The sequence below is a fragment of the Roseovarius gaetbuli genome, assembly GCF_900172365.1.
In the GTDB taxonomy this organism is placed as follows: Bacteria; Pseudomonadota; Alphaproteobacteria; order Rhodobacterales; family Rhodobacteraceae; genus Roseovarius; species Roseovarius gaetbuli.
In genome coordinates this window covers 122,108-142,487 of record NZ_FWFJ01000002.1, presented here as the reverse complement: position 1 = coordinate 142,487, position 20,380 = coordinate 122,108, and the positions used below count along the sequence as shown (strand labels likewise).

Annotated in this window: 16 protein-coding genes; 4 read left to right on the top strand and 12 right to left on the bottom strand. The window is 57.6% G+C overall.

All coding sequences use genetic code 11. The annotated features are described in order from the left end of the window. Positions 1 to 189 precede the first annotated feature (189 nt). Positions 190 to 2,070, top strand: coding sequence for a SulP family inorganic anion transporter (locus ROG8370_RS01900; protein WP_085825396.1), 1,881 nt, complete (start codon positions 190 to 192; stop codon positions 2,068 to 2,070). Positions 2,071 to 2,614: 544 nt separating this feature from the next. Here the strand turns inward: ROG8370_RS01900 and ROG8370_RS01895 are convergent. From ROG8370_RS01895 to ROG8370_RS01885, 3 genes are all read right to left on the bottom strand, one after another. Next, the gene (locus ROG8370_RS01895; protein ID WP_085825395.1) at positions 2,615 to 3,046 is read right to left on the bottom strand and encodes a GFA family protein; all 432 of its coding nucleotides are present in this window, start codon (positions 3,044 to 3,046) and stop codon (positions 2,615 to 2,617) included. Positions 3,047 to 3,071: 25 nt separating this feature from the next. Then, positions 3,072 to 4,010 carry a carbon-nitrogen hydrolase family protein gene (locus ROG8370_RS01890; RefSeq protein WP_085825394.1) on the bottom strand — a complete coding sequence of 313 codons (939 nt, stop codon included), beginning with the start codon at positions 4,008 to 4,010 and terminating at the stop codon, positions 3,072 to 3,074. Positions 4,011 to 4,111: 101 nt separating this feature from the next. Then, positions 4,112 to 5,131, bottom strand: a complete 1,020-nt coding sequence (locus ROG8370_RS01885; protein WP_212580044.1) for a class I SAM-dependent methyltransferase — start codon at positions 5,129 to 5,131, stop codon at positions 4,112 to 4,114. Between ROG8370_RS01885 and ROG8370_RS01880 the strand changes: the two genes are divergently transcribed. Together ROG8370_RS01880 and ROG8370_RS01875 are read left to right on the top strand one after the other, a co-directional pair. Continuing rightward, on the top strand, positions 5,108 to 8,089 hold the full coding sequence (locus ROG8370_RS01880; protein WP_085825392.1) for an ATP-binding protein: 2,982 nt from the start codon (positions 5,108 to 5,110) through the stop codon (positions 8,087 to 8,089). The genes ROG8370_RS01885 and ROG8370_RS01880 overlap by 24 nt on opposite strands. Next, the gene (locus ROG8370_RS01875) at positions 8,090 to 8,338 is read left to right on the top strand and encodes a DUF4242 domain-containing protein (protein ID WP_085825391.1); all 249 of its coding nucleotides are present in this window, start codon (positions 8,090 to 8,092) and stop codon (positions 8,336 to 8,338) included. Between the two features lie 365 nt (positions 8,339 to 8,703). Here ROG8370_RS01875 and ROG8370_RS01870 read toward each other — a convergent pair whose 3' ends face one another. The 6 genes from ROG8370_RS01870 to ROG8370_RS01845 form a co-directional block, all read right to left on the bottom strand. Continuing rightward, a complete protein-coding gene (locus ROG8370_RS01870; RefSeq protein ID WP_085825390.1) occupies positions 8,704 to 9,951 on the bottom strand; it encodes a saccharopine dehydrogenase family protein in 1,248 nt (415 codons plus the stop codon). A gap of 31 nt (positions 9,952 to 9,982) precedes the next feature. Further along, positions 9,983 to 11,077, bottom strand: a complete 1,095-nt coding sequence (locus ROG8370_RS01865; RefSeq protein ID WP_085825389.1) for a carboxynorspermidine decarboxylase — start codon at positions 11,075 to 11,077, stop codon at positions 9,983 to 9,985. Positions 11,078 to 11,264: 187 nt separating this feature from the next. Beyond that, on the bottom strand, positions 11,265 to 13,394 hold the full coding sequence (locus tag ROG8370_RS01860; RefSeq protein ID WP_085825388.1) for a N,N-dimethylformamidase beta subunit family domain-containing protein: 2,130 nt from the start codon (positions 13,392 to 13,394) through the stop codon (positions 11,265 to 11,267). Then, positions 13,391 to 14,782: a TRAP transporter large permease gene (locus ROG8370_RS01855; protein WP_245827140.1), complete on the bottom strand. Its 1,392-nt coding sequence runs from the start codon at positions 14,780 to 14,782 to the stop codon at positions 13,391 to 13,393. Before ROG8370_RS01855 ends, ROG8370_RS01860 begins: the two co-directional genes overlap by 4 nt. Further along, entirely contained in the window at positions 14,779 to 15,261 is a 483-nt protein-coding gene (locus ROG8370_RS01850) for a TRAP transporter small permease (protein ID WP_085825387.1), read from the bottom strand. Before ROG8370_RS01850 ends, ROG8370_RS01855 begins: the two co-directional genes overlap by 4 nt. Positions 15,262 to 15,336: 75 nt before the next feature. Beyond that, positions 15,337 to 16,335 (bottom strand): TRAP transporter substrate-binding protein, encoded by a 999-nt coding sequence (locus ROG8370_RS01845; protein ID WP_245813318.1) that lies wholly within the window; start codon positions 16,333 to 16,335, stop codon positions 15,337 to 15,339. 107 nt (positions 16,336 to 16,442) lie between these two features. Between ROG8370_RS01845 and ROG8370_RS01840 the strand changes: the two genes are divergently transcribed. Further along, positions 16,443 to 17,333: a LysR family transcriptional regulator gene (locus ROG8370_RS01840; RefSeq protein WP_085825386.1), complete on the top strand. Its 891-nt coding sequence runs from the start codon at positions 16,443 to 16,445 to the stop codon at positions 17,331 to 17,333. 415 nt (positions 17,334 to 17,748) lie between these two features. On the opposite strand, the gene ROG8370_RS01835 is transcribed toward ROG8370_RS01840, so the two are convergent. From ROG8370_RS01835 to ROG8370_RS01825, 3 genes are all read right to left on the bottom strand, one after another. Next, positions 17,749 to 18,030 (bottom strand): acid shock protein, encoded by a 282-nt coding sequence (locus tag ROG8370_RS01835; protein ID WP_139838016.1) that lies wholly within the window; start codon positions 18,028 to 18,030, stop codon positions 17,749 to 17,751. Between the two features lie 367 nt (positions 18,031 to 18,397). Continuing rightward, on the bottom strand, positions 18,398 to 19,630 hold the full coding sequence (locus ROG8370_RS01830; protein WP_212580042.1) for an ABC transporter permease: 1,233 nt from the start codon (positions 19,628 to 19,630) through the stop codon (positions 18,398 to 18,400). A gap of 2 nt (positions 19,631 to 19,632) precedes the next feature. Then, positions 19,633 to 20,373 (bottom strand): ABC transporter ATP-binding protein, encoded by a 741-nt coding sequence (locus tag ROG8370_RS01825; RefSeq protein ID WP_245827139.1) that lies wholly within the window; start codon positions 20,371 to 20,373, stop codon positions 19,633 to 19,635. Positions 20,374 to 20,380 lie beyond the last annotated feature (7 nt).

The window sequence follows — 20,380 nt, the reverse complement described above, 5'->3', positions numbered from 1 at the left end:
GATGCGCGGCGATGCGCGGCGTGCAGGCGGCCATGAAAGCCGCGGAATTTCCCCAAACTGGCACTATAAGAATGTCTTTGGATTGAGGTCTTTAAGTCCTATTCTGGCGGCAAGACTGCGATAGCGCCTCGGCTTGTTCGGCGGCGAATGTGTAATTATCGCGACCGAATGGATTGAAGGCGGCTTCGAATGACTTGGCGTTTTGGGCAACCGGCGGATGAAGCGCCGCATTTGTTGCCGTCGAACAGCAAACAGAAACTGACCGCGCGCGAACGTCTTCGTGCGATGATGCCGTTTCTGGAATGGCTTCCCCTGGTCAACAAGCGAACTTTTCGCGCCGATGTTTTTGCCGGCATCACCAATGCCGCGATCGTGCTGCCGCAGGGGATTGCCTTTGCCGCCATCGCGGGCTTGCCGCCGCAGTATGGTCTTTATACGGCGATGGTCACGCCGGTGATCGCGGCGCTTTTCGGAAGTTCGTGGCATCTTGTATCCGGCCCGACGACGGCCATTTCCGTGGTGATCTTCGCAACCCTGTCCGAAAGTTTCACCCCCGGATCGCCCGAATTCATCAGCGCGGTGTTCAGCATCACCCTCTTGGCGGGGTTCTTTCAGCTTTGCCTTGGCCTCGTGAACCTCGGGCAATTGGTTAGCCTTGTTTCGCATTCGGTCATGGTCGGCTTTACGGCCGGGGCCGCAATCCTGATTTTCCTAAGTCAGTTGCCGGGCTTCATAGGCAAGTCGTTACCGCGTCCCGATGACCTTGTTGAATTGGGACAAGAGCTTTGGCGCGTCTTGCCGGATCTCAACCCGCATGTTCTGGCGGTCTCGGTCACGACCCTCGTCGCGGCGGTTGTCGTCAAGCGATACCGCCCGATGTGGCCCAATTACCTGATTGCCCTTGTTGTCGGCAGCGGGCTGGCCTTTGTGCTCAACTCGGGCGCGCATGGCGTGGCCTTTGTCGAGGCGATCGACTCGGGCATTCCGCCTGTCGCGGTGCCGGAAATGTCGTTTGAAATCGTGCGCACGATGTCTCAGGGGGCGTTTGCCCTGGCCCTGATCGGCCTTCTGGAGGCGGTTTCAATCGCGCGGGCGATGTCGTTGCAATCGCATCAGTCGCTGAACAGCAATCAGGAAATCATCGGGCAGGGCCTCTCGAATATCGGCGGGTCGTTCTTTTCAGCCTACATGGGCTCGGGTTCGTTCACGCGAAGTTCGCTGAACCTTGAGGCTGGTGCAAAGACGCCGCTGGCGGCGATTCTTGCCGCGATTTTCCTGCTGGTGATCCTGCTGCTGGTCAGCCCGCTGATCGCCCATATTCCGATTCCGGCGATGTCGGGGCTGATCATGCTGGTGGCGTGGAAGCTGATCGACATCCGGGAAATCCGGCACATTCTGACCACGAGCCCGTCGGAAACCTCGATCTTTCTGGTGACCTTCATCACGGTTCTTTTGGTCGATCTCGAATTTGCGATCTATGCCGGGGTTATTGTCTCTTTGGCCCTGTTCCTGCGCCAGACGATGAAGCCGGGGCTGCCGGTCAACGTGCCCAATGGCGAAGTTGAGGGGCGCCCCTTCATGAGTCCGATCCACTGGCGCCTGCCGGAATGCCCGCAAGCGGTGTTTCTGCGGGTTCAGGGGCCGATGTATTTCGGCGCGGTTGAATACCTTGAAAAAGAGTTTGTCAGGCTGGCAAAGCAAAGGCCGGGTCAGAAGCATCTCTGCCTGTTGATTGACGGGGCGGTCGGGATTGATCTGGCGGGCGCCGAATGGCTTGTCGAGGAAAGCCGCAACCGCACAGACATGGGCGGCTCCCTGTCGCTGGTCGGGCGCTATCCGCCGCTCCGCCGACAGTTGGATCAGTTTCACGTGACCAAACGGATCGGCAAGGCGCATATCTTTCGCCGCAAACGAGAAATGCTTGAGACGATTGTGCCCCGGCTTGATCGCTCAATCTGTGCCAATTGCACGGCGCGGGTGTTTTTGGAGTGCAAGGCCATGCCCGGCCCGCCATCCGACGCACCGGACGATGCGCAAGCGCCCGCCGCGCCAGACCCCGCGCCCAAGTGATCGCGCGGTCATAATTGGTCGGCAAAGAAAAAGCGCCCGGTGGGGAACGTCGCGCATGTTTGACTCGATGCAGCGGGTTTTCCAAGGCCTGTCAAGGGGGCGACGTCATGCAATATCGACCCAAACATCAAGCATTTCGGCCCCAAACCGGACCTTGGGCGCGTTCCTCGCCAAGGTCGGCAGTGCGGGACGGAGCCGCCTTTTGCTGATGCAGCTAGTGCTCACGCAGCAATTCCTCGCAGTTGCAGCAAAACTAATTCTGCGATGCGGCCCGTGTCGTCGAAGCAGCCGTTCAATACTATTGATCTCGGTGGATTTCAAACTGACCTTTCGCTGCCGCTTGTTCCAACAATCGAGACGCGGACGAAGTGAGCATTCGCCGCATGCGCTCCGATGTCGGCAATATGTGCATCTCCTCATGCCGCTCTGAAAGGGAACGCGGAAAACAGCCGCCTGCTGCAAGCACAACGAGCGGTCGATCTTGGCGGTAAGTAGTTCGGTTTAAGCGCTGCCAGTCACCGTCGGCCCTGAAGACAGATTGGTTTCATTCTGCAAGCTGCGCACCCGAGCCACCAAGCTCCTTTGGCAGGTCGGCAAATTTCGGCAGGCCATCTGGAACAGACAATGTCCTTTCGCCATAGTGGACATGTAATCCGGGCTTGAATTCAAGTTCTGGGAGCATTGCAGAAAAGACGTCCACGAGGCCCATCCCTGGATGATAAGTCATTAGGTGCCCGCCACATTTCTTGCAGAACTTTCGATGGCTGTTTTCGGTTTTGTGGTACTCGCCGACTTGGTCTTCGCCTTCTGTGATCTCCAGGCTTTCGGGGTTCCAGAGCGTGAAACCGTTCACAGGGGACGCCGACCAGGAGCGGCAGCTTTCACAGTGGCAATACCCCATTCCTTCCGTTGTTCCCGAGACCCTGAATTTTACGGTCCCGCAGAAGCATTGGCCGCTATAGGTTGAATTGGACATGGTATTTCTCCTTCTTTTCTTGTGGCTAGTCGCTAAACGTTACGGGTTGCATTGCTGCACGATTAACTGAGAGCTTGAAGACATCCGGGCGGGCATAGTGGCCGCTTGCGTCGAATTTCCGGCGTGAAGCGCGCGCGGCGCTGACGTCGATTTCGGTCACCAGCAGGCCTTTTTCACGATGCATCGGCCCGGCTGAAACACCGCCAAAGGGTTTGTAGACGACTGCGTCACCCGGATTGACCCATTCGTCTCTGTTCGGGAACAGTTCGTTATAGTGCGGGATGTCGGTGGGTATGTCCGATGCCTCCAGCGCCGTGGCGCATCCGATCACCCAACAACCACCTTCTCGGGCGATGTGCTGCATTGTGGCCAGCCAGGTATCGCCGCTGTCCCAGGTGGGGGCGACGTAGATGTCGATGTTTTGGGCATAAAGCGCAGCGCGCGCCATGGGCATGTAGTTCTCCCAGCAAATTAGGGCGCCAATGCGACCAACGGCCGTATCGACCACGTTCAGACCGGACCCGTCGCCAAAACCCCATACCATGCGTTCTGGATTGGTCGGCATCAGCTTGCGGTGGTTGTTCACGATACGGCCGTCGGCGTCGATGGTGATGCAAGAATTGAACAGAGTTGATCCCGAGACCTCTCCGTCGAGCTCTTGGTAGCCTGCAACTATCACCATATCATTTTCACGAGCGGCCTCTTGCAAGGGCGCGAAACCGTTCTGGCTCAGGTCGATTGAATTGGTCTGCAATTTCGCAAATAGATCGTCTGTTTTGCCCATGCCTGCACCGGGCGGAAGACGCCAGACGAAGGTAGGGTAGCCGGGAAACCAGGCTTCGGGAAACACTGTCAGCTTGGCACCATCCCGGGCCGCTTTTTCGACAAGCTCTACGGCGCGGCCCATGGTGGCGGAAAGGTTCAGATAGACGGGGGGTTCTTGGATGATTGCTACTTTTGTCATTGGGGGGTTTCCTTTGCTTTCGATGTGGCGCGTTAATCCGCGCATTGATCCTGATGTTGCGATGCGGCTTGCTGACCACGGTATTGTTGTGTTGCTTGAGGTCACTTCTGACCGGCGACGACGATCAGTTCGCAGGGGCCGGAAAAGCCATTGCCGTTCTCGAAAGCAAACAGCGCGGTTTCGATTTCATTCCAAACCCTAGATTGTTCGTCTGCGTCGAGCCCTTTGAGCATTTCGTGAAGTGCTCCAAAGCTTTCACGTTCGAAGCGAACGCAATCGGCTGCGGTTGGTAGCTCCAGCGGGGCGGAGAGGGTTTTCTCGAGTACGTTTTGGAAGCCAGCGTCCCGAAGCAAGTCCGCCAGGACACCGGGCTGACCGAGGCTGAACGGTCCGGGTTGACCTTTTGCAGGTGAAGGCAATTGCGCCGCGGTTCGTATGATGCCGACGGGTATGGAAAAGAAGCCGTTGTTTTCTGGTGTGGAATAGACAATCGCGGAAAACCAGCCACCCGGTTTCAGGGCCTTTCGGATGCCCTTCAGGGCTTTCATCTGGTCAGGGAAATATATCAGACCGACGCGGGACACGACGGCATCGAACTGTTCCGGTGTGACTGTTAAATCCTCGCCATCCATCACCCGAAAGTCGATCTGGCCGTAGCCGCTGGATTGAGCGTTGGCCGCAGCATAGTCCAGAATGTTTGGAGAAATGTCTGTGGCCAGTACATAGCCTTCCGAACCTACACGGTCGGCGATCTGCATCGATTGATCTCCCGCGCCAGCCGCCACGTCCAGAACTTTTGCGCCCTTGGCGATCGCAGCGACGTCGATCATGATTTCAGTGGCGGGTCCAAGCCATTCACGCAGCGTACCGCCCCATTCGCTCCAGGCTTTGGCGGCGCTTTGCCATTGCTGCGTGGTTGCTGTCTTATATGCTACAGGGTTGAATTGTGCTGTCGTCATTTTGTTTCTCCGAATTCCGGGTTTGGAAGCCCGTGTGTTACTTGTTGACGAGGACACCATCGCAGCCGATCGTTTGAACCAGCGTTTGAAGAAAGTGGAAATTTGCAACCAAGGGAAGAAAATCGGGAAACGCCGTCCTTGCATGCCGAACTTTTCGGCCACATGCGAGTCGCGTTGAACGGACAAGCTGTCGACCTTCCGGCCTCCAAGAAGACCCGTGGCTTGCTGGGGTATTTGCTTTCCAGCCCGCGCCCACGTTCACGAAGCGAGCTGTGCGACTTGCTCTGGGAAGAGGCTGAGGATCCACGCGGGGCTTTGCGCTGGTCCTTGAGCAAATTGCGCACGACACTTGGGCCAGAAACGATTTTAGCAAACAGAAACACGGTGGAATTGAACGCCGCTGCTATAGACGTGGACGTTGCACTTATTGATGCTGCTTCCGGTGACGTCGAAAGCAACACGACCGATACACTGCTTGCCATAGAGATGTTGTATCGGGGTGAGTTTCTGAACGGTCTGGAACTATCAGATTGCTATGGTTTCTACGAATGGTGCCAGTCGGAAAGATCAAGATATGGCAGGCTCCGTGCGGAGATCCTTGATACGCTTATTTCCCGCCACAGCGACCAGCCCTCTGCTGCGCTTGAATATGCACACAAGCTTGTTGGAATGAATCCGTTTGAGGAACCGGCTCACATCAAGGTCATTGAGTTGCTATTGGCACTTGGGCGGCCAGAAGATGCGGCGGTGCAGGCGGCACAATGCCGCAAGATCTTTCAGCTGGAGCTTGGGGTTGAGCCGTCTCAGGCGCTCGATCAGGCCTGCAAAGCCGTTCCGCTGCATGCGCCAAACCTGCAAACGTCTTGTGAAAATCCGCAGACCAAAGGTGATGCTTCCGGTTCGGGCGCGCGATCTCAGGCCCGCTTCATCGGACGTGAGGCAGAGCGTCGGCTTATCCGGAGTGCCTTCGGTGGCTCCAGCCCCGCCGTCGCCTTGATCGTTGGCGCACCCGGCATTGGAAAATCCGCCCTTCTATCTGAAATAGGCAAAGAGTACGGAAAACGCCGCCTCTCGGCGCGTGCGATCGAAGTTGAACGATCGCGCCCTTTCGGTGTTTGGATGGATGCGCTGGATCAATTGGCCGAAACTGAGGTCGTTTCGGATATTCAACACAAGTTACGTGATATGCTTTGTGCCAGGTCAGGCAGTTCCGAAACCCTGACGGAACAGCAGGTGTTCGACGGTTTTCGAAACCTCTTAACCGATCTATCCCAACTCGGACCTGTCCTGATTGCTCTGGATGACCTTCAATGGATGGAGCCGTCCTCCTGCGCGTTGTTGAGCTATCTCATCCGGCATCTCTCCGGAGATCAGGCGCATTTCTGTTTGGCTGCACGCTCCGGTGAGGTCGACGACAATGAAGCGGTACAGACTCTAATATCGGGACTTGGCAGCGACGCTCAGAGGATCGCCCTGACCGGGCTATCCGCGATCGAAGCCAGTGCACTTGCGCATGAGTTGCGCCCGGCTACTGACGTGAATGGCCTTGTAAGGGAAGCACAAGGCAATCCGTTTTATTTGATTGAGCTGGCCCGCGCGAACAATGGTCCGACAACAGTTTCGCTACAAGATTCTCTCTCAAGTCGCATCGAGCGGTTGTCCCAGGCGGCAGTCTCGCTTGCCTCCTGGGCGTCTATTTTTGGGCGTAGCATTCCAATAGACATAGTGATCGAAGCATCCGGAATGGATATCCACATAGCTCTGGATGTGATCGAAGAACTTGAAAACCACGAGGTCATAGGACCGCTACTTGCGGGCTCAATTGAGTTCACCCACGACCTCGTAAAAGATGCAGCCTACGAAAGATTATCGAACACAAGGCGGCGTCTCATGCATGGCCGGGTTGCCGAACTTCTGGCGATGGAAATGGCTGCAAACCCTGACCGGGCCGCTCGAATCCTGCACCATAGTGCGATGTCCGATAACCACATTCTCGCCGCTCGCGCGGCAGTAATCGCGGGGCAAAATGCATTGAGGTCTTTTGCCAATTCCGAAGCGTCGGAATTGGCTCGGAAGGGTCTGTTCCATGCCGGAAAGCTCAATGTCGGCAGCGAACGGATCAGTCTGACCATGTCCCTACTGGGGGTCCAAGTCCTATCGAGCTCGGGAATTTCGAACAGTAATGCTCCAAATCTGGTCTCCAACCTCTCATCGCTGATACCGAAAGCCAGTCAGCACGCTATGGCGGAAGAGGTCGCGCAGGGCGAGTACCTGCTATCCGTCCTTTTTCAGGATTTGGGGGACCTTGAGGCAGCGGTTGCGGCAACGACACGCGCGGCCGATGCAGCAAGGCGAATGGATGCGCAGAAAAGGGTGAGGCAACTTGCGAATTCCGCCCGTTGTTTGCTGGAACTGGGCCGTGACATCCCCAAGGCCACCGATCTCAGCCATGACGCCGATCAGTTGGCGCAGCAAGAAGGCCTTTCCGATATTGAGGTATCCTGGAGCCGAGGACTTCTAGCCTATTGGGGAGGAGACCTAGTCCGCGCCGCGGCTGAAATCGAGAAAGCTCTGGAGTTGGCTCGCGACATCGAAGACCGCTGGCGCGAATGCAAGTGCCTAACCTGGGCCGCGATGATTGCGCTGGAACACAATCTCACGGACACAGCGATTGGATATGCCAGCGATCTAGGTACGCTCGCCGCCAAGATTGGAGAGGGGGCTATGGGTCCATTCTCGCGCGCGATCATTGCCATCTCGCGGCAAAACGACCAAGAATTTAGAGACGCGATAAAGGCTCTCGAAGCTGCCGACGACAAGTCTCGCCTAGCCTATATCCTAAACCTCGCCGCAGAACGCCAACGAAAGAATGGCGACGATTCTCGAGCGGTTGATTTCGCTCGGAAAGCGTATGAGTTTGCCAATGAGATCGGGAATAAGAACGAGAAAGCGTTTGCTCAGTCTCTTGCATTGCTATTGGGCGAGGAGGTTGGAAACCCGGTAACGCCCGCTGAACTTGATGAGTGGACTTCCTCCTCTAAACTCACGGCGCGCGCGCGCCAGATCGCGCGGACCGCGAAGCAATCCCACCGCAAAATGACCAAAGGAAAAGGACTCTAGATGCCCAGATTCATCGTCGAACGTAGTTTCGAGCTGCCACTGACAAAAGAGGAACTTGCCGCCACCGAAGAGCGCATGGCTCCTTGCCTCGACCTTTACGATGTGACGTGGCTCAGAAGCTATTGGAGCACAGACCGCAAGAGAATGATTTGCGAGTATGAGGCCCGGGATTCTGAATCGGTTCGCAACGTCCAGCGTGAAGCCGGTGCCAATTTTGAGCGCGTGTGGACCGCCGATCTTATTGTTTGAAAAAATGCGCACGATCTGTGGCCCTAAAAAGCAAGAAGATCACATACTGTTTGATGTGCCATTTGCCCACTTGGAGGAGCTGACTCGCCGCGCTGACCTTGGGTGTGTAGGTCTGGTTTGGTAAAGGTCGCACTAGGAGCAGTGTCAGCTGTGTGTGCTTCGCACCCGTTCGTCGATCGTGCAGTATTAGGAAATTTGGGCTCGGGGCCGACCTTCGCTGCGATCTGCGCGAAGGTCCGGTGTTCCAATTTGGATCAAGTGATGGCGAAAAGGCCAACGTTATCTGACGTTCGGCACCCGGACCTTGCGACCCGGACGCCTGATTTATCTGAACAGGGCAGGGGCGGCACCGCCGCAGTGCCCAATCAGGCCTTGGCCTGATCCCACGCGAAATCGCCGTTATCCGTCTTGACGCGCGTCGGCAGGCCGATGTTGTCGAGTAATGAAAACAGCGGTTTTGGGTCAAGCTCTTCGACGTTGACCATGGTCGCGGTGTCATAGGTGCCATCGGCAATCAGCATCGCCATCGCAACCGGCGGCACGCCGGCGGTATAGGAAATGCCCTGACTTCCGACCTCGTTATAGGCGTCCTTGTGGTCGGCGATATTATAGACAAAGACTTCGACGTCCTGACCGTCCTTGGTGCCCTTTACCAGATCGCCGATACAGGTCTTGCCGGTGTAATTCGGTGCGAGGGTCGAGGGGTCGGGCAACACGGCCTTGACCACTTTGAGCGGAACCACTTCGAGGCCTTCGGCGGTCACGACGGGCTGTTCGGACAACAGGCCAAGGTTTTGCAACACGGTGAAGACGTTGATGTAGTGATCGCCAAAACCCATCCAGAACCGGATATCGGCCTGCGGATAGTTGGCGGCAAGCGAATGCACCTCGTCATGGCCCGACATATAGGCCTTTTGCTTGCCGACCACCGGCAGATCCCATTCGCGGCCAACCTCGAACATCTTGTTGGTCGTCCACGCGCCCTCCTGCCAGCTATAGACCGTGCCGGTGAATTCGCGAAAGTTGATCTCGGGATCAAAATTGGTCGAGAAATACTTGCCGTGGCTGCCGGCGTTGATGTCGACGATGTCGATGGATTTGACCTCATCCATGAATTCATCGACGGCAAAGCGCGCGAAGGCGTTGACCATGCCCGGATCGAACCCGGCACCAAGGATCGCGGTGACACCGGCCTTGGCGCAATCCTCGCGGCGCTTCCATTCGTAATTGGCATACCAGGGCGGCGTTTCACAAATCTTGGCAGGGTCTTCGTGGATCGCCGTGTCGATATAGGCGGCACCGGTGCGAATGCAGGCTTCAAGTACGGTCATGTTCACGAAAGGCGAGCCGACGTTGATCACGATCTGCGCGCCGGTCTTTTTCAAGAGGGCCTCGACCGCGTCACTGTCCATGGCATCGACCGCATGCGCCTCAAATACGCCGTCCTGTTTCATCGCCGCCTTGTCATGCACGCTCTGAATGATCGCGTCGCATTTTGAAACCGTGCGGCTGGCGATATGCAGGTCACCCAGTACGTCATTGTTTTGCGCGCATTTATGCGCCACGACCTGCGCTACGCCACCTGCACCGATGATAAGAACATTGCGTTTCATGTATTCAAAAGACCTCGTCTGTTTGTTTGATTCAAGAGAGAGCGGATTGAAAATCCTCATAGCCAAAGTCGCGCACCTTTACGATGCTTCCGTCCAGTTCGCGGATGGCGATGCCGGGCATCTTCACACCATTAAACCAGTTCTTCTTGACCATTGTATAGCCTGCGGCGTCCTGAAACGAAATCCGATCGCCCGGTTTGAGCGGGGCATCGAACTTGAATTCGCCGAAAATATCCCCGGCAAGACAGGATTTGCCGCAGATCACCCAGTCATGCGCGCCGGTATTGGGGGCAATCTTTGCCGGTTCCCGATAGATCAGAAGGTCAAGCATATGCGCCTCGATCGAGCTATCGACGATGGCCAGGTTCTTGCCGTTGTAAAGCGTGTCCAGCACCGTGACCTCTAGCGTGGCGGCCCCGGTGATCGCCGCTTCGCCCGGTTCAAGATAGACCTGCACGCCATATGTCTGTGAAAACTGCCTGAGCCGCTCGGCTAGACGATCCAGCGGATACTGCGCGCCGGTAAAGTGGATGCCGCCCCCAAGGCTGACCCAATCCATCCGGTGCAGGGTGTCGCCGAACCGCTCTTCGATCAGCGCCAGCATCTCTGAAAACCGGTCGAAATCGTCATTCTCACAGTTGTTGTGAAACATCAGCCCGCTGATGCGATCCGCCACGGCGGCAATCTGTGCCGGGTCATGTTCGCCAAGTCGGCTAAAGGGGCGCGAGGGGTCGGCGATGTCAAACTCCGAGGTCGAAACGCCGGGGTTGGCCCGCAAACCGCGGATGTGGTTCTGCGAGGCGGCATCAAACCGATCAAGTTGCCCGATAGAGTTGAAGATGACCTTGTCGCAATTGGCCAGAACCTCTGCTATTTCGTGATCGGCGTAGGCCACCGAATAGGCGTGGGTCTCGCCCGGAAACTTCTCAAATCCCAGTTTCACCTCGTAAAGCGAAGACGAGGTTGAGCCATCCATATACTGCGCCATAAAGTCAAACACCGACCATGTCGCAAAGCATTTCAACGCCAGAAGAGACTTTGCACCGGAGGCCTCGCGCAGCCATGCAATCTTTTGCATGTTGGTCAAAAGGCGTGACTTGTCGATAAGGTAAAAAGGGGTCTGCAAGGCAACATCCTGTCTTTGGGCCGATTATGTCGGTGGGGTTTCCAATTAGTTTATGTTGCTGGATAAGGCAAACCATGAGTTGCCACAGACAAGCGGGCGGCCACTGTTGATCCGCCTGCGCGCAGGCGGATCACGCTTCATGAATGTGGATCCGGCCGCTTTCAGCCAACCTGAAACCCTGGTTCGGTCAGCAGGGCGTTATAGGCGCGCCCAGGAATTTCAGCATGACGTTTTCAAGCAAGCGCGACACGTCATTGTCATAGCCGTTCCACGGCAGGCTTCCGCAAAAGGTGATTGATCCGGTGGCAAAGACACGCCCGCCGCCGGGATAGTCGGCATAGATCATGTCGGCATGCATGGCGTCCTTGGCGGTGCCGCCTGTCAGGTTGGTGAGATGGGTCAGTTGCTCTTCGGGCACCAGCATAAAGCCCGCGTCCCGCGTGACCGAGCGGGCCAGAAGAACGGCGCTGTCAGGTGTGCCGATCCGGTGGTCCATATGATCAAGCTCGAACCCCGCCGCGCCATTGCCCGAAAACCCGAAATCCCCGATGAGGTCGTCGTCGATCCCCTGAAAAACCCAGTCAAACGCGGGGTCGCGTGTGACCCGGCAATAGGGGTCGCCGAAGAATTCGCCCTGGGCGGCAAAGCCGATCCCGACAAGATCTTGCGGGGCGCGGCCATTGCGCCGCCACAACCCGCCATAGCCCCCGTCAAACGCGTTGTAGTATTCGCCCGGTTCCGCCGCCCAAGCCCGGATGCCATCCTCGGCGCGGCGGATTTCAAGCAGGCTGTCATTTTCGCCATGCACCGCGATACGCCAGTAAAACCCGTTGCCGCCCAGATACATCAAGGTTCCGCCGCCATCGCGATAGTCGCGCAGCGCATCAAGGGTGTTGGCGGTGTGATATTCCGGATGCGTACCGGTTGTGACAGCGCCGTATCCCTTGATCGCCGCGACGCCGTCGTCATGCAACTCGCGGTCGGTGATCACATCATAGTCGATGCCCTTGGCGTGCAGCCAGCTTATCAGGTGCATGTCCGCTGGAAAGTGGCGCAGGCCGGAACAGGGTGTCGTGCCAAAGGTCAGGTAACCGGGGCGCAGGTTGAACAGCGGGCGGTGATGCGAGGCGTGACAAATCCCGGAGCCGTCGGCGTGATAGTTATAGGTCGAAAGCCCATATTGGGGATGCTCTGCCGGGTTATGGGGGTAGGCGTTCCAGTCGGCGATGCGGTTTTGCCAGGATGGGTCATAATCGGGCCGCGCATGGTTGCCGTAGATCGTATAGGTAAAGGTCGAGATCAGCACACAGAGCTTGGCCTTGGGCTGCCCCAGCGGGGGGCAGACAAAGAACGGGATGGCGTCCTCATTCGCGTCACACTCCAACCGCATCACATAGACGCCCGAGGGCATGTCGTCGGGCACCGTAAAGATAAAATCGGTGTCCCAGCCGAAATCATAGATATCGTCGCCGTGAAAATGGATGGCCGCGTAATGCGCGGGCTTGTGGGTCCAGTTCATCTCCGATCCGTCCCAGAGCGCGCCGGTCACGGCCCGCGCCGGAAAGTTCACAAGCGCCAGGTCCGGGCCGGTCGTGGCCTCTGCGGTTGTGGTCTTGATGCCTTTGGAAAAGTCCCATGCGCAAAGCGGCTGACCGTCAATGGCAATTGTGGGGGCCTCGATCTTGCCGTTGAAGTGCTGGCTCACCTGATCGCCCACAAGGCGCGCGGCAACCGTGGGGCGGGCTGTGGCTGCAAGGGGGGCACTGCCCTTTTGCGTGACCACGTGTGGCGCAGCGGCAACGCGCGTCAACGGCTGCTGTTCAAGGGTGATAGCATTAGGCGTCACCGTCGCTGTGATCCGACTCCATTGGCGCAGCTTGACGGGCTGGCCTGTCGTGACAATCTGATCCCCGAGGCAGAGGCTTGCCGCGCCGTTTTCGTCAAGCCGCAGGTCATAGGGGCCCAAGCCAAGCACGGTTTGAACGGTACCGGGGACCAACATGGGAAAGATGATCGCCGAAAGCATGATCGCGGACTCGGGCGCGGCCTGCACCACCTCCTTCGCCATCCCGTAAGAGCCCGCCGCGAAGGGGCGGTGCACGGAGGCAAAGGATTGGGTGGCGAAAAACGCGGATGCGTCCTCTTCGATGATGCCCGGCCCCTTGGGGTTGGGATCGGCGCTTATGGACCTTACAAGGCGCGCGTTGAACGGGCGGCTTGCGGTTGACGAGACCTTGAAGGCCAGCGTTTCACCGGGCCGCGCCGACAGGCGATCCACATATCCCAGCAGGGGAAGGTCTTGGGGCTTTGTTGTCATCGTGTCGGTCCATAAACAAGATTTGGAAGATAGGTCACCCAGTCCGAGTAAAACACCAGAAGCAGGATCATCAGGACGTAGGGGATCAACAGCGGCAGAACCCCGACCGAAATCTCCTCGATGCTGATCTTGCTGATCCGCGCGGCGACGAACAGGTTGACGCCGATCGGCGGGGTCAGGAAACCGATTTCACAGGTCATCACCGTGAAGATGCCAAAGACTACCGGATCAACCCCGAGGCTTGTCACCAGCGGATAGAAGACGGCGGTGAAGATGATAATCTGCGGGATGCTCTCAAGCCACATGCCGACGATGATGTAGAACACACCGATCAACAGCATCACCAGCCAAGGGTAGTCCACCAGCCCCTGAAACAGCGCCAGAACCGAGCTTGGGATGTCAAACAGCGTGACGAGTTGCCCAAAAGCCTTGGTCGAGCCGAGAATGAACAAGACCGAGCCGATGACGATGGCGGTAAACTTGAACGCATGAAACAGCTTGGCCCAGGTCAGGCCGCGATAGATGAACATGCCCACGAACAACCCATAGGCGACGGCCACGCCTGCGGCCTCGGATGGGGTGAAGATGCCCGCATAGATGCCGCCAAGGATGATCACCGGCGCCATGACCGCCCATTTGCCCTCCCAGAACGCGGCGAGCAGCGGCCCCCAGCGGAATTTTTCGCCGGTGCCGCCATAGCCGTTTTTGGCCGAGATCACGAAGACCACCACCATCAGCATCAGGCCCAGCACGATGCCCGGCACGATACCTGCCAGAAACAGGCGTGGGATCGACACGTCGGTGACAAGCGCGAAGATGATCAACAGGTTCGAGGGCGGGATCATGCTTCCCAAGGCCCCGGCCGAGGCGGCAATCGCCCCGGCAAAGCGCGAGCGATAGCCCTCTGCCTGCATCGCGGGGATGGTAATGGAGCCAATCGCGGCGGTGGTCGCCGGGCCAGAGCCCGAGAGGGCGGCAAAGAACATGCAGGCAACGACGGTCACAAGCCCGAGACCGCCCTTGTAGGCGCCGACAAGCTTTTGCGCAATATTGACCAGCTTTTCGGACATGCCGCCCTGTTCCATTAGCTGCCCGGCAAGAATGAACAGCGGGATCGTCACCAGAGGAAAGGGTTCAAATGCAGTCCAGGCGGCCTGCGCCATCAGGGTCATCGGGATGTCCGCGATGATCAGCCCGGCGACGGTGGCAATGCCGGCCGCAAAGGGAATGGGCACGCCGATCGCCATGGTGAAGACAAAGACCACGGCCATCAGGATCGGCCCGTTGGCCCCCCCGAGGACGGCCACCATCACGCCGATGATCATCGCGACAAGCACGAGGACCGGCGCCAGCGAGGTGCGGGGTTTCGGATTGCTCATATCGCTCATAGCGGCAGCCCCTCGTAGGCGTCAGAGCGCCAGCGCCAATAGACCTGGGCAATGCGAAACAGCATCAGGGCAAACAGCATCGGAATGAACATCTGAACCCAGCGTTGCTCGATCCCCAGACCGGGGGTCTGATAGGTGACGTTGAACAAAAGCTGGGTATAGGTCACAGTCTGCACGATCATGAAAATCACGAAGCCGACCCAGAGCGCATCGGCCAGCATGATGCAGCCAACCTGAAGCGCGCGGGGCAGGCGGCTTACCAGAAGGGTGATGCGGATGTGGGCGCGCTCGCGCACCGCCATCGTCGCGCCAAGGTAGACCGCAAAGATCATGCCATAAACGGCGGTCTCTTCGGCCCAGACCGCAGCGGTGTCAAACAGGAACCTCAACACCACCTGCATCAGCACAGAGCCGACAACGACGCAGAGGAAAAAGGCACAGAGCACTTCCTCGAAATACCGGTCAAGCTTGCCGAGCACGGTGACCTCCTGGTCATGAGGGTAAGCGGGCGCGCAGGGATCGCGCGCCCGAAGGTCTTGGGTGACGAGGCGGGTTTACTGCGCTGCTGCGCGGATTGCCGTCACCAGCGAGGTAAAATCCTCGCCCTTGTCGGCGGCATAATTGTCCTGCACCCGCTGCCCGGCGGCGATGAAATCGGTGCGATCGAACTCGGCGGATTTCATGCCGCCTTCGCCGACGAGAAAGGCCCGGATTTCATCCACCTGACGGGTCATTTCCTCTTTCTGATAGATCCCCGCCTCGCGTGCGGCGCGCATCACGGCGGCGCGTTGGTCATCGTCAAGCTTGTCCATGATCCGCTGGCTGGCAAAGAGCGGCGAGAAATAGGTGAAATGCTCAAGCGCGGTGAAATAGGGCATGATTTCATAGAATTTCTGCGACTTGATGAACGAGGTGCCATTGTCGGCGCCCTCGACCGTGCCGGTTTGCAAGGCGGTCGGCGTGTCAGCCCAGGGCAGCGGAATGGGAGCGGCGCCAAATTCGGTGAAGGTATCAATCATCACCTGGTTCTTGGGCACGCGCACCTTGAGCCCGGCCATATCAGCCATGCTGGTGATCGGGTTGCGCGAATTGTAAAAATCGCGATCGCCGACAAAACCATAGGTCAGAAGGTAAACCCCGGTGGCCTCGTGCAGCTGATCGGCAAACCCCTGTCCGACCTCGCCTTCGAGCACGCGGTAGGCGTGGGCCTTATCCTCGAAAATATAGGGCAGCACAAATGCATCCATCAGCGGGAAGTGGGGCGAGATGTTGTTACCGGTGATCACATGCATATCGACCGTGCCAAGCTGCATCGCCTTAAAGGCCTCGTCTTCGCCCATAAGTTGACCACAGCAGCGCACTTTGACGTCGATGGTGCCGCCGGAATAGTCTTCGGCCAGCTCCTCGAACTTGTCGGCAAGCACCGCGTAAGAGCTGCCTTCGGCGGCGGCATAGCCAAGGTTGATGACAACATCGGCGGCCATCGCCGATTGTCCGGCAAGGGCGAGCGTGAGCGCGGATGCCGCGACGGGCAGCGTTTTGAAAGTTGGCATTGGTCTCTCCATGTCGTGCGTTGGTTTTTTATTATCTTCGCAGGTTGGCATGAAGGGCCATGCAAGTATAATATCAAATTAGTTGGCTTTGATACTTTGTGGGCATCATGAAATTTGGTCTTCGGCATATCCGTTATTTTATGGCCGTCGCGGAAGAGCTTCACTTTCGCCGCGCCGCCGAGCGGTTGGGCATCGCCCAGCCCGCCCTGAGCCGCGCCGTGCGCGACCTTGAGGATCAGCTTGGGGTGAGGCTTTTTGATCGCACGAACCGCAGTGTTCAGATCACGCAGGCCGGAACGACCTTTCTCGAGGGCTGTCGCGGCGTGATCAATGCCGTCGAGAACACGGTCGAAAACACCCGCCGCGTGCATGACGGCCAGATCGGACGGTTGCGCATCGGCTATACGGATATGGCGATTGCCGGCCTGCTGCCGCGTCGGCTCAAGGATTTTCAGGCGCAACAGCCGGGCCTTGTGTTGCAACCGCATCACGATGTCACCACCGCCCAGCTTCACAAACTCGACGCTGGAGAGCTGGACGTCGGCTTTGTCACCGGTCCGATTAGCCGCCTTGGTTATGATCAATGCCTGATCCAGTCCGAGCGCTTTGTCTGCGTTCTTTACGAACATCACCCCCTTGCCAATCGCAGCAGCATTCGCCTCGAAGAGCTGGCGCATGAAGACTTTGTGCATGGAACATCGAAGGATTGGGAACATTTCCACGCCTATCTGATCCCGCTGTGCCGCAGATCGGGTTTCGTGCCCCGCGTTGTCCAGGAGGCTTTCAATTCGGCTGGCATTCTGGGCCTTGTCGCCTGCGGCATGGGTGTCACGATCCTGACGGAAAGCGTGCGCGGTTCCGTCGGGGCCGGACTGATCGTCGTACCACTGGAGGACGTGTCAGAGCAGCTTCAGACCGTGGCGATCTGGAAAAGTGAAACACCTGACCGGGCAACGACGCTGTTCATTGATTTCCTTCGTCGTGACGGATCGTCCTGACGCCCTCTCGCCGACAGACGGACCGCACTCTGCACGTGCAACAGCAAACACCAAACAGCGTACCCGGTTTCGCTGAACGTTGGGTGGCGGCCCACCTCTGATGTCGCTGGTAATCTGGCCTCACGCTCTGCGTTACAGCCTACCTGACAGGTACGTCGATGATCAGATCACCGATGTTCGAGGAATGGCGGTCATATCCGGTAAGTATTAGGTGTCATTTTTGGGACCAATCTTGTGGTAGTTGGTGCCGCTGTCACAATTGGAATCTGCTTGGACGCCCCGCGCGCACGTCGCATCGAAGGGCGACGGCGGTTTGAGCGCGCAAGGGGAAAAGAACAAACAAAGAGCCCCCCAAACGGGGGCTCTTCTTCAAGGCTTGGCCGTGCTAAATGCAATGCCTTGAATACCAGTCGCCTCAGCTCGGGCTATTGTCGCAGACGAGCTTGATTATGTCAGATACTTTGCCCGACGGAACGTCCCCAGCAAGTTCTGCAATTTCCTTTGGATTAAGCCCTTCGAAAGCAGCAGGGCCCTCTCCATTTTTAAAGGCCTGAAACAGCTTCCCCGGATTTTTCTGATCCCCAGCTGTGGTATTGGTACACCCTTGTCCGGATGCCTGACCTTGCGGCTCACCTGCGAACGCCATACCCGAAAAGCCGAGAACGGCAGCGACAGTCATTGCAAAAATCTTTTTCATGTTACCCTCCATTTTGTTGTTGGTATCTGCAGTGAAACAGAAAATGAAAAACCCCACATCACTCGGACGAGCTTGGCCAAACGTGTTTTTTTTAGCTTATTTTTGCTAGCCCGAATGGTATATGGGAGATAGACAAAGGTTGTGGCCTTAGACGTAATTCAGAAAATCTACAGGCGCGCTTGCCCATGCGTTTTGATTTCAGGGAAAACCCAACGCGATTGGCTCCAGGCCATCAGGATTTAGATTGATAATCGTTTTGATGCTTCTTCAAGGCTCAATTCCTCAGCGGCAACCGCGCGTCTGAGCCCTCACCACCGATCAGGCAATACTATGCCAAATCTTTTTATGACGGAAAACTCGCAATACCTTAGTTGCTCCTTAAGCAATCAATCGGGTTGGATCTTGCTGCGATTCGAGCAGGGTAGTAGCCAAAAAATACTCCCGTCACCCCTGCAAATAGCATCGCCATTGCCATTGAGGCAGGGGAAAGAAAAACCGGCCAGCCAGCCAATGCGGCAAGCAGGGCCGTGCCGACCATGCCGACGATCAAGCCGATTACACCACCCAAGAGACAGATCACGAGTGCTTCAACCAAAAACTGTGTGCGGATATGGCTTCGCCGTGCGCCGACAGCCAGCCGCAAACCGATCTCGCGCCGCCGCTCAGCCACCGAGACCAGCATTATATTCATGATGCTGATCCCCCCCACCACGAGCGAGACCGACGCCACGGAGGCCAGAAGCCAGGATAGTACCCGGGTCGAGGCCGTTTGAGCCGCCATTGTCGCGGCGGGATCAGTGATGCGAAAATCGTCCGGGTGCGCCGGTCTGAGCCCATGCCGCTGACGCAGTAGCCAAGCGATCTGCTGCTCAGCGACAGACATCACGTCATTCGAAGCCGCCTTTACAAGGATGTAGCCAACGGCCTCTCGATTGACCTGGTTTGCCCCCCCGATGAGCCGCTGCCGTGCGGTCGAAATCGGCAGGAACACGACGTCGTCCTGATCACGCCCTGTGCCCGTTGGGCCTTTTTCTGCAAGCACGCCGATCACCGTCATCGGCGCGTTCGCTATCCGCACTGTCTGTCCGACCGGGCTTTCGTCTTTGTCAAACAAGTGCTCGGCTATCGTTTGCCCAATCAGTGTAACTTTTGCGCCGGCCAGGGTTTCTTCGTCGGTAAAATATCGACCCTCTGCAAGCGCCCATTCCCGCACGAAGAAATAATCCGTCGTCGTGCCATTGACCGTCGTGCGCCAGTTTCGGTTGCCAGACACTATCTGGAAAACGCCCCGGATCGACGGCGCTGCAACGGCGACCGTCGAAAGCTCAAACGCAATGGCGCGCGCATCGCTTTCTGTAAGCGATTGTGCCGATCCGGCCTCCTTGCGAACCCCTTGCTCGCGCGCTTCGCCGGGCAACACCATCAACACATGCGCCCCAAGCGATCGGATCTGCTCTGCGACCATTGTGCGCGCGCCGGATCCGAGAGCGACCATGGTGACGACGGACGCCACGCCGATGATGATGCCGAGCATTGTCAGCCCGGACCGCATGCGATTTGAGGAGATCGAGCGGATGGCAATACGCAGGGTTTCAAACATGTTCATTCTGCTGCTTTCCCGGCGTGATCAGTTTGCACGGCAGATTGCGCGCCCATCGCGGTTTCCTGACCTGGAGAAGTACACACTTTGCCATCGAAGAGCCGAATGGTTCGTTCTGCATGCCGGGCCACTGCCTCGTCGTGCGTGACGAGGACAACGGTCGTACCTTGTCTTATCATGTCCTGTAATAGCGCCATCACGCTTGCACCTGTCTGAGTGTCAAGCGCGCCGGTCGGCTCGTCGGCGAGGACAAGTGCTGGTTTTGACACCATGGCGCGCGCGATCGAAACGCGCTGCTGCTCTCCGCCGGATAGCTGGCTCGGCCAATGTTGGGTTCGGCCGGCCAGGCCTACGGCGTCCAACATGCCTCGCGCTCTTTCAAGCCTGTCGCCGCGTGACACACCGGCATAGACCAGCGGAAGCTCAACATTTTCTATGGCTGTCAGGCGGGGTAGGAGATTGTAGGATTGGAAGACGAATCCGATACGTGTGTTGCGTATGTCCGCTTGTTCGTCGGGCTTGAGTTGCGTGACGTCCCGGCCATCGAAGCAGAGGCGCCCACCGGATGGAGTGTCCAACAGGCCAAGAAGATTCATGAGTGTCGTCTTGCCGGACCCCGATGGCCCCATGATTGCGACAAACTCGCCTGCAACGATCTTCAGGGAGACACCTCGGAGAACTGGAAGCCTGCCCGCTTCTGAGAAATAGTCCTTTTGAAGATCATTTGCCTCAATGAGTGACACTGGCAGC

Coding starts and splice junctions, on each gene's coding strand:
- ROG8370_RS01900 (WP_085825396.1), top strand. CDS start 190: ATGACTTGGCGTTTTGGGCAACCGGCGGATGAAGCGCCGCATTTGTTG.
- ROG8370_RS01895 (WP_085825395.1), bottom strand. CDS start 3,046: ATGTCCAATTCAACCTATAGCGGCCAATGCTTCTGCGGGACCGTAAAA.
- ROG8370_RS01890 (WP_085825394.1), bottom strand. CDS start 4,010: ATGACAAAAGTAGCAATCATCCAAGAACCCCCCGTCTATCTGAACCTT.
- ROG8370_RS01875 (WP_085825391.1), top strand. CDS start 8,090: ATGCCCAGATTCATCGTCGAACGTAGTTTCGAGCTGCCACTGACAAAA.
- ROG8370_RS01870 (WP_085825390.1), bottom strand. CDS start 9,951: ATGAAACGCAATGTTCTTATCATCGGTGCAGGTGGCGTAGCGCAGGTC.
- ROG8370_RS01860 (WP_085825388.1), bottom strand. CDS start 13,394: ATGACAACAAAGCCCCAAGACCTTCCCCTGCTGGGATATGTGGATCGC.
- ROG8370_RS01855 (WP_245827140.1), bottom strand. CDS start 14,782: ATGAGCGATATGAGCAATCCGAAACCCCGCACCTCGCTGGCGCCGGTC.
- ROG8370_RS01845 (WP_245813318.1), bottom strand. CDS start 16,335: ATGCCAACTTTCAAAACGCTGCCCGTCGCGGCATCCGCGCTCACGCTC.
- ROG8370_RS01840 (WP_085825386.1), top strand. CDS start 16,443: ATGAAATTTGGTCTTCGGCATATCCGTTATTTTATGGCCGTCGCGGAA.
- ROG8370_RS01835 (WP_139838016.1), bottom strand. CDS start 18,030: ATGAAAAAGATTTTTGCAATGACTGTCGCTGCCGTTCTCGGCTTTTCG.
- ROG8370_RS01830 (WP_212580042.1), bottom strand. CDS start 19,630: ATGTTTGAAACCCTGCGTATTGCCATCCGCTCGATCTCCTCAAATCGC.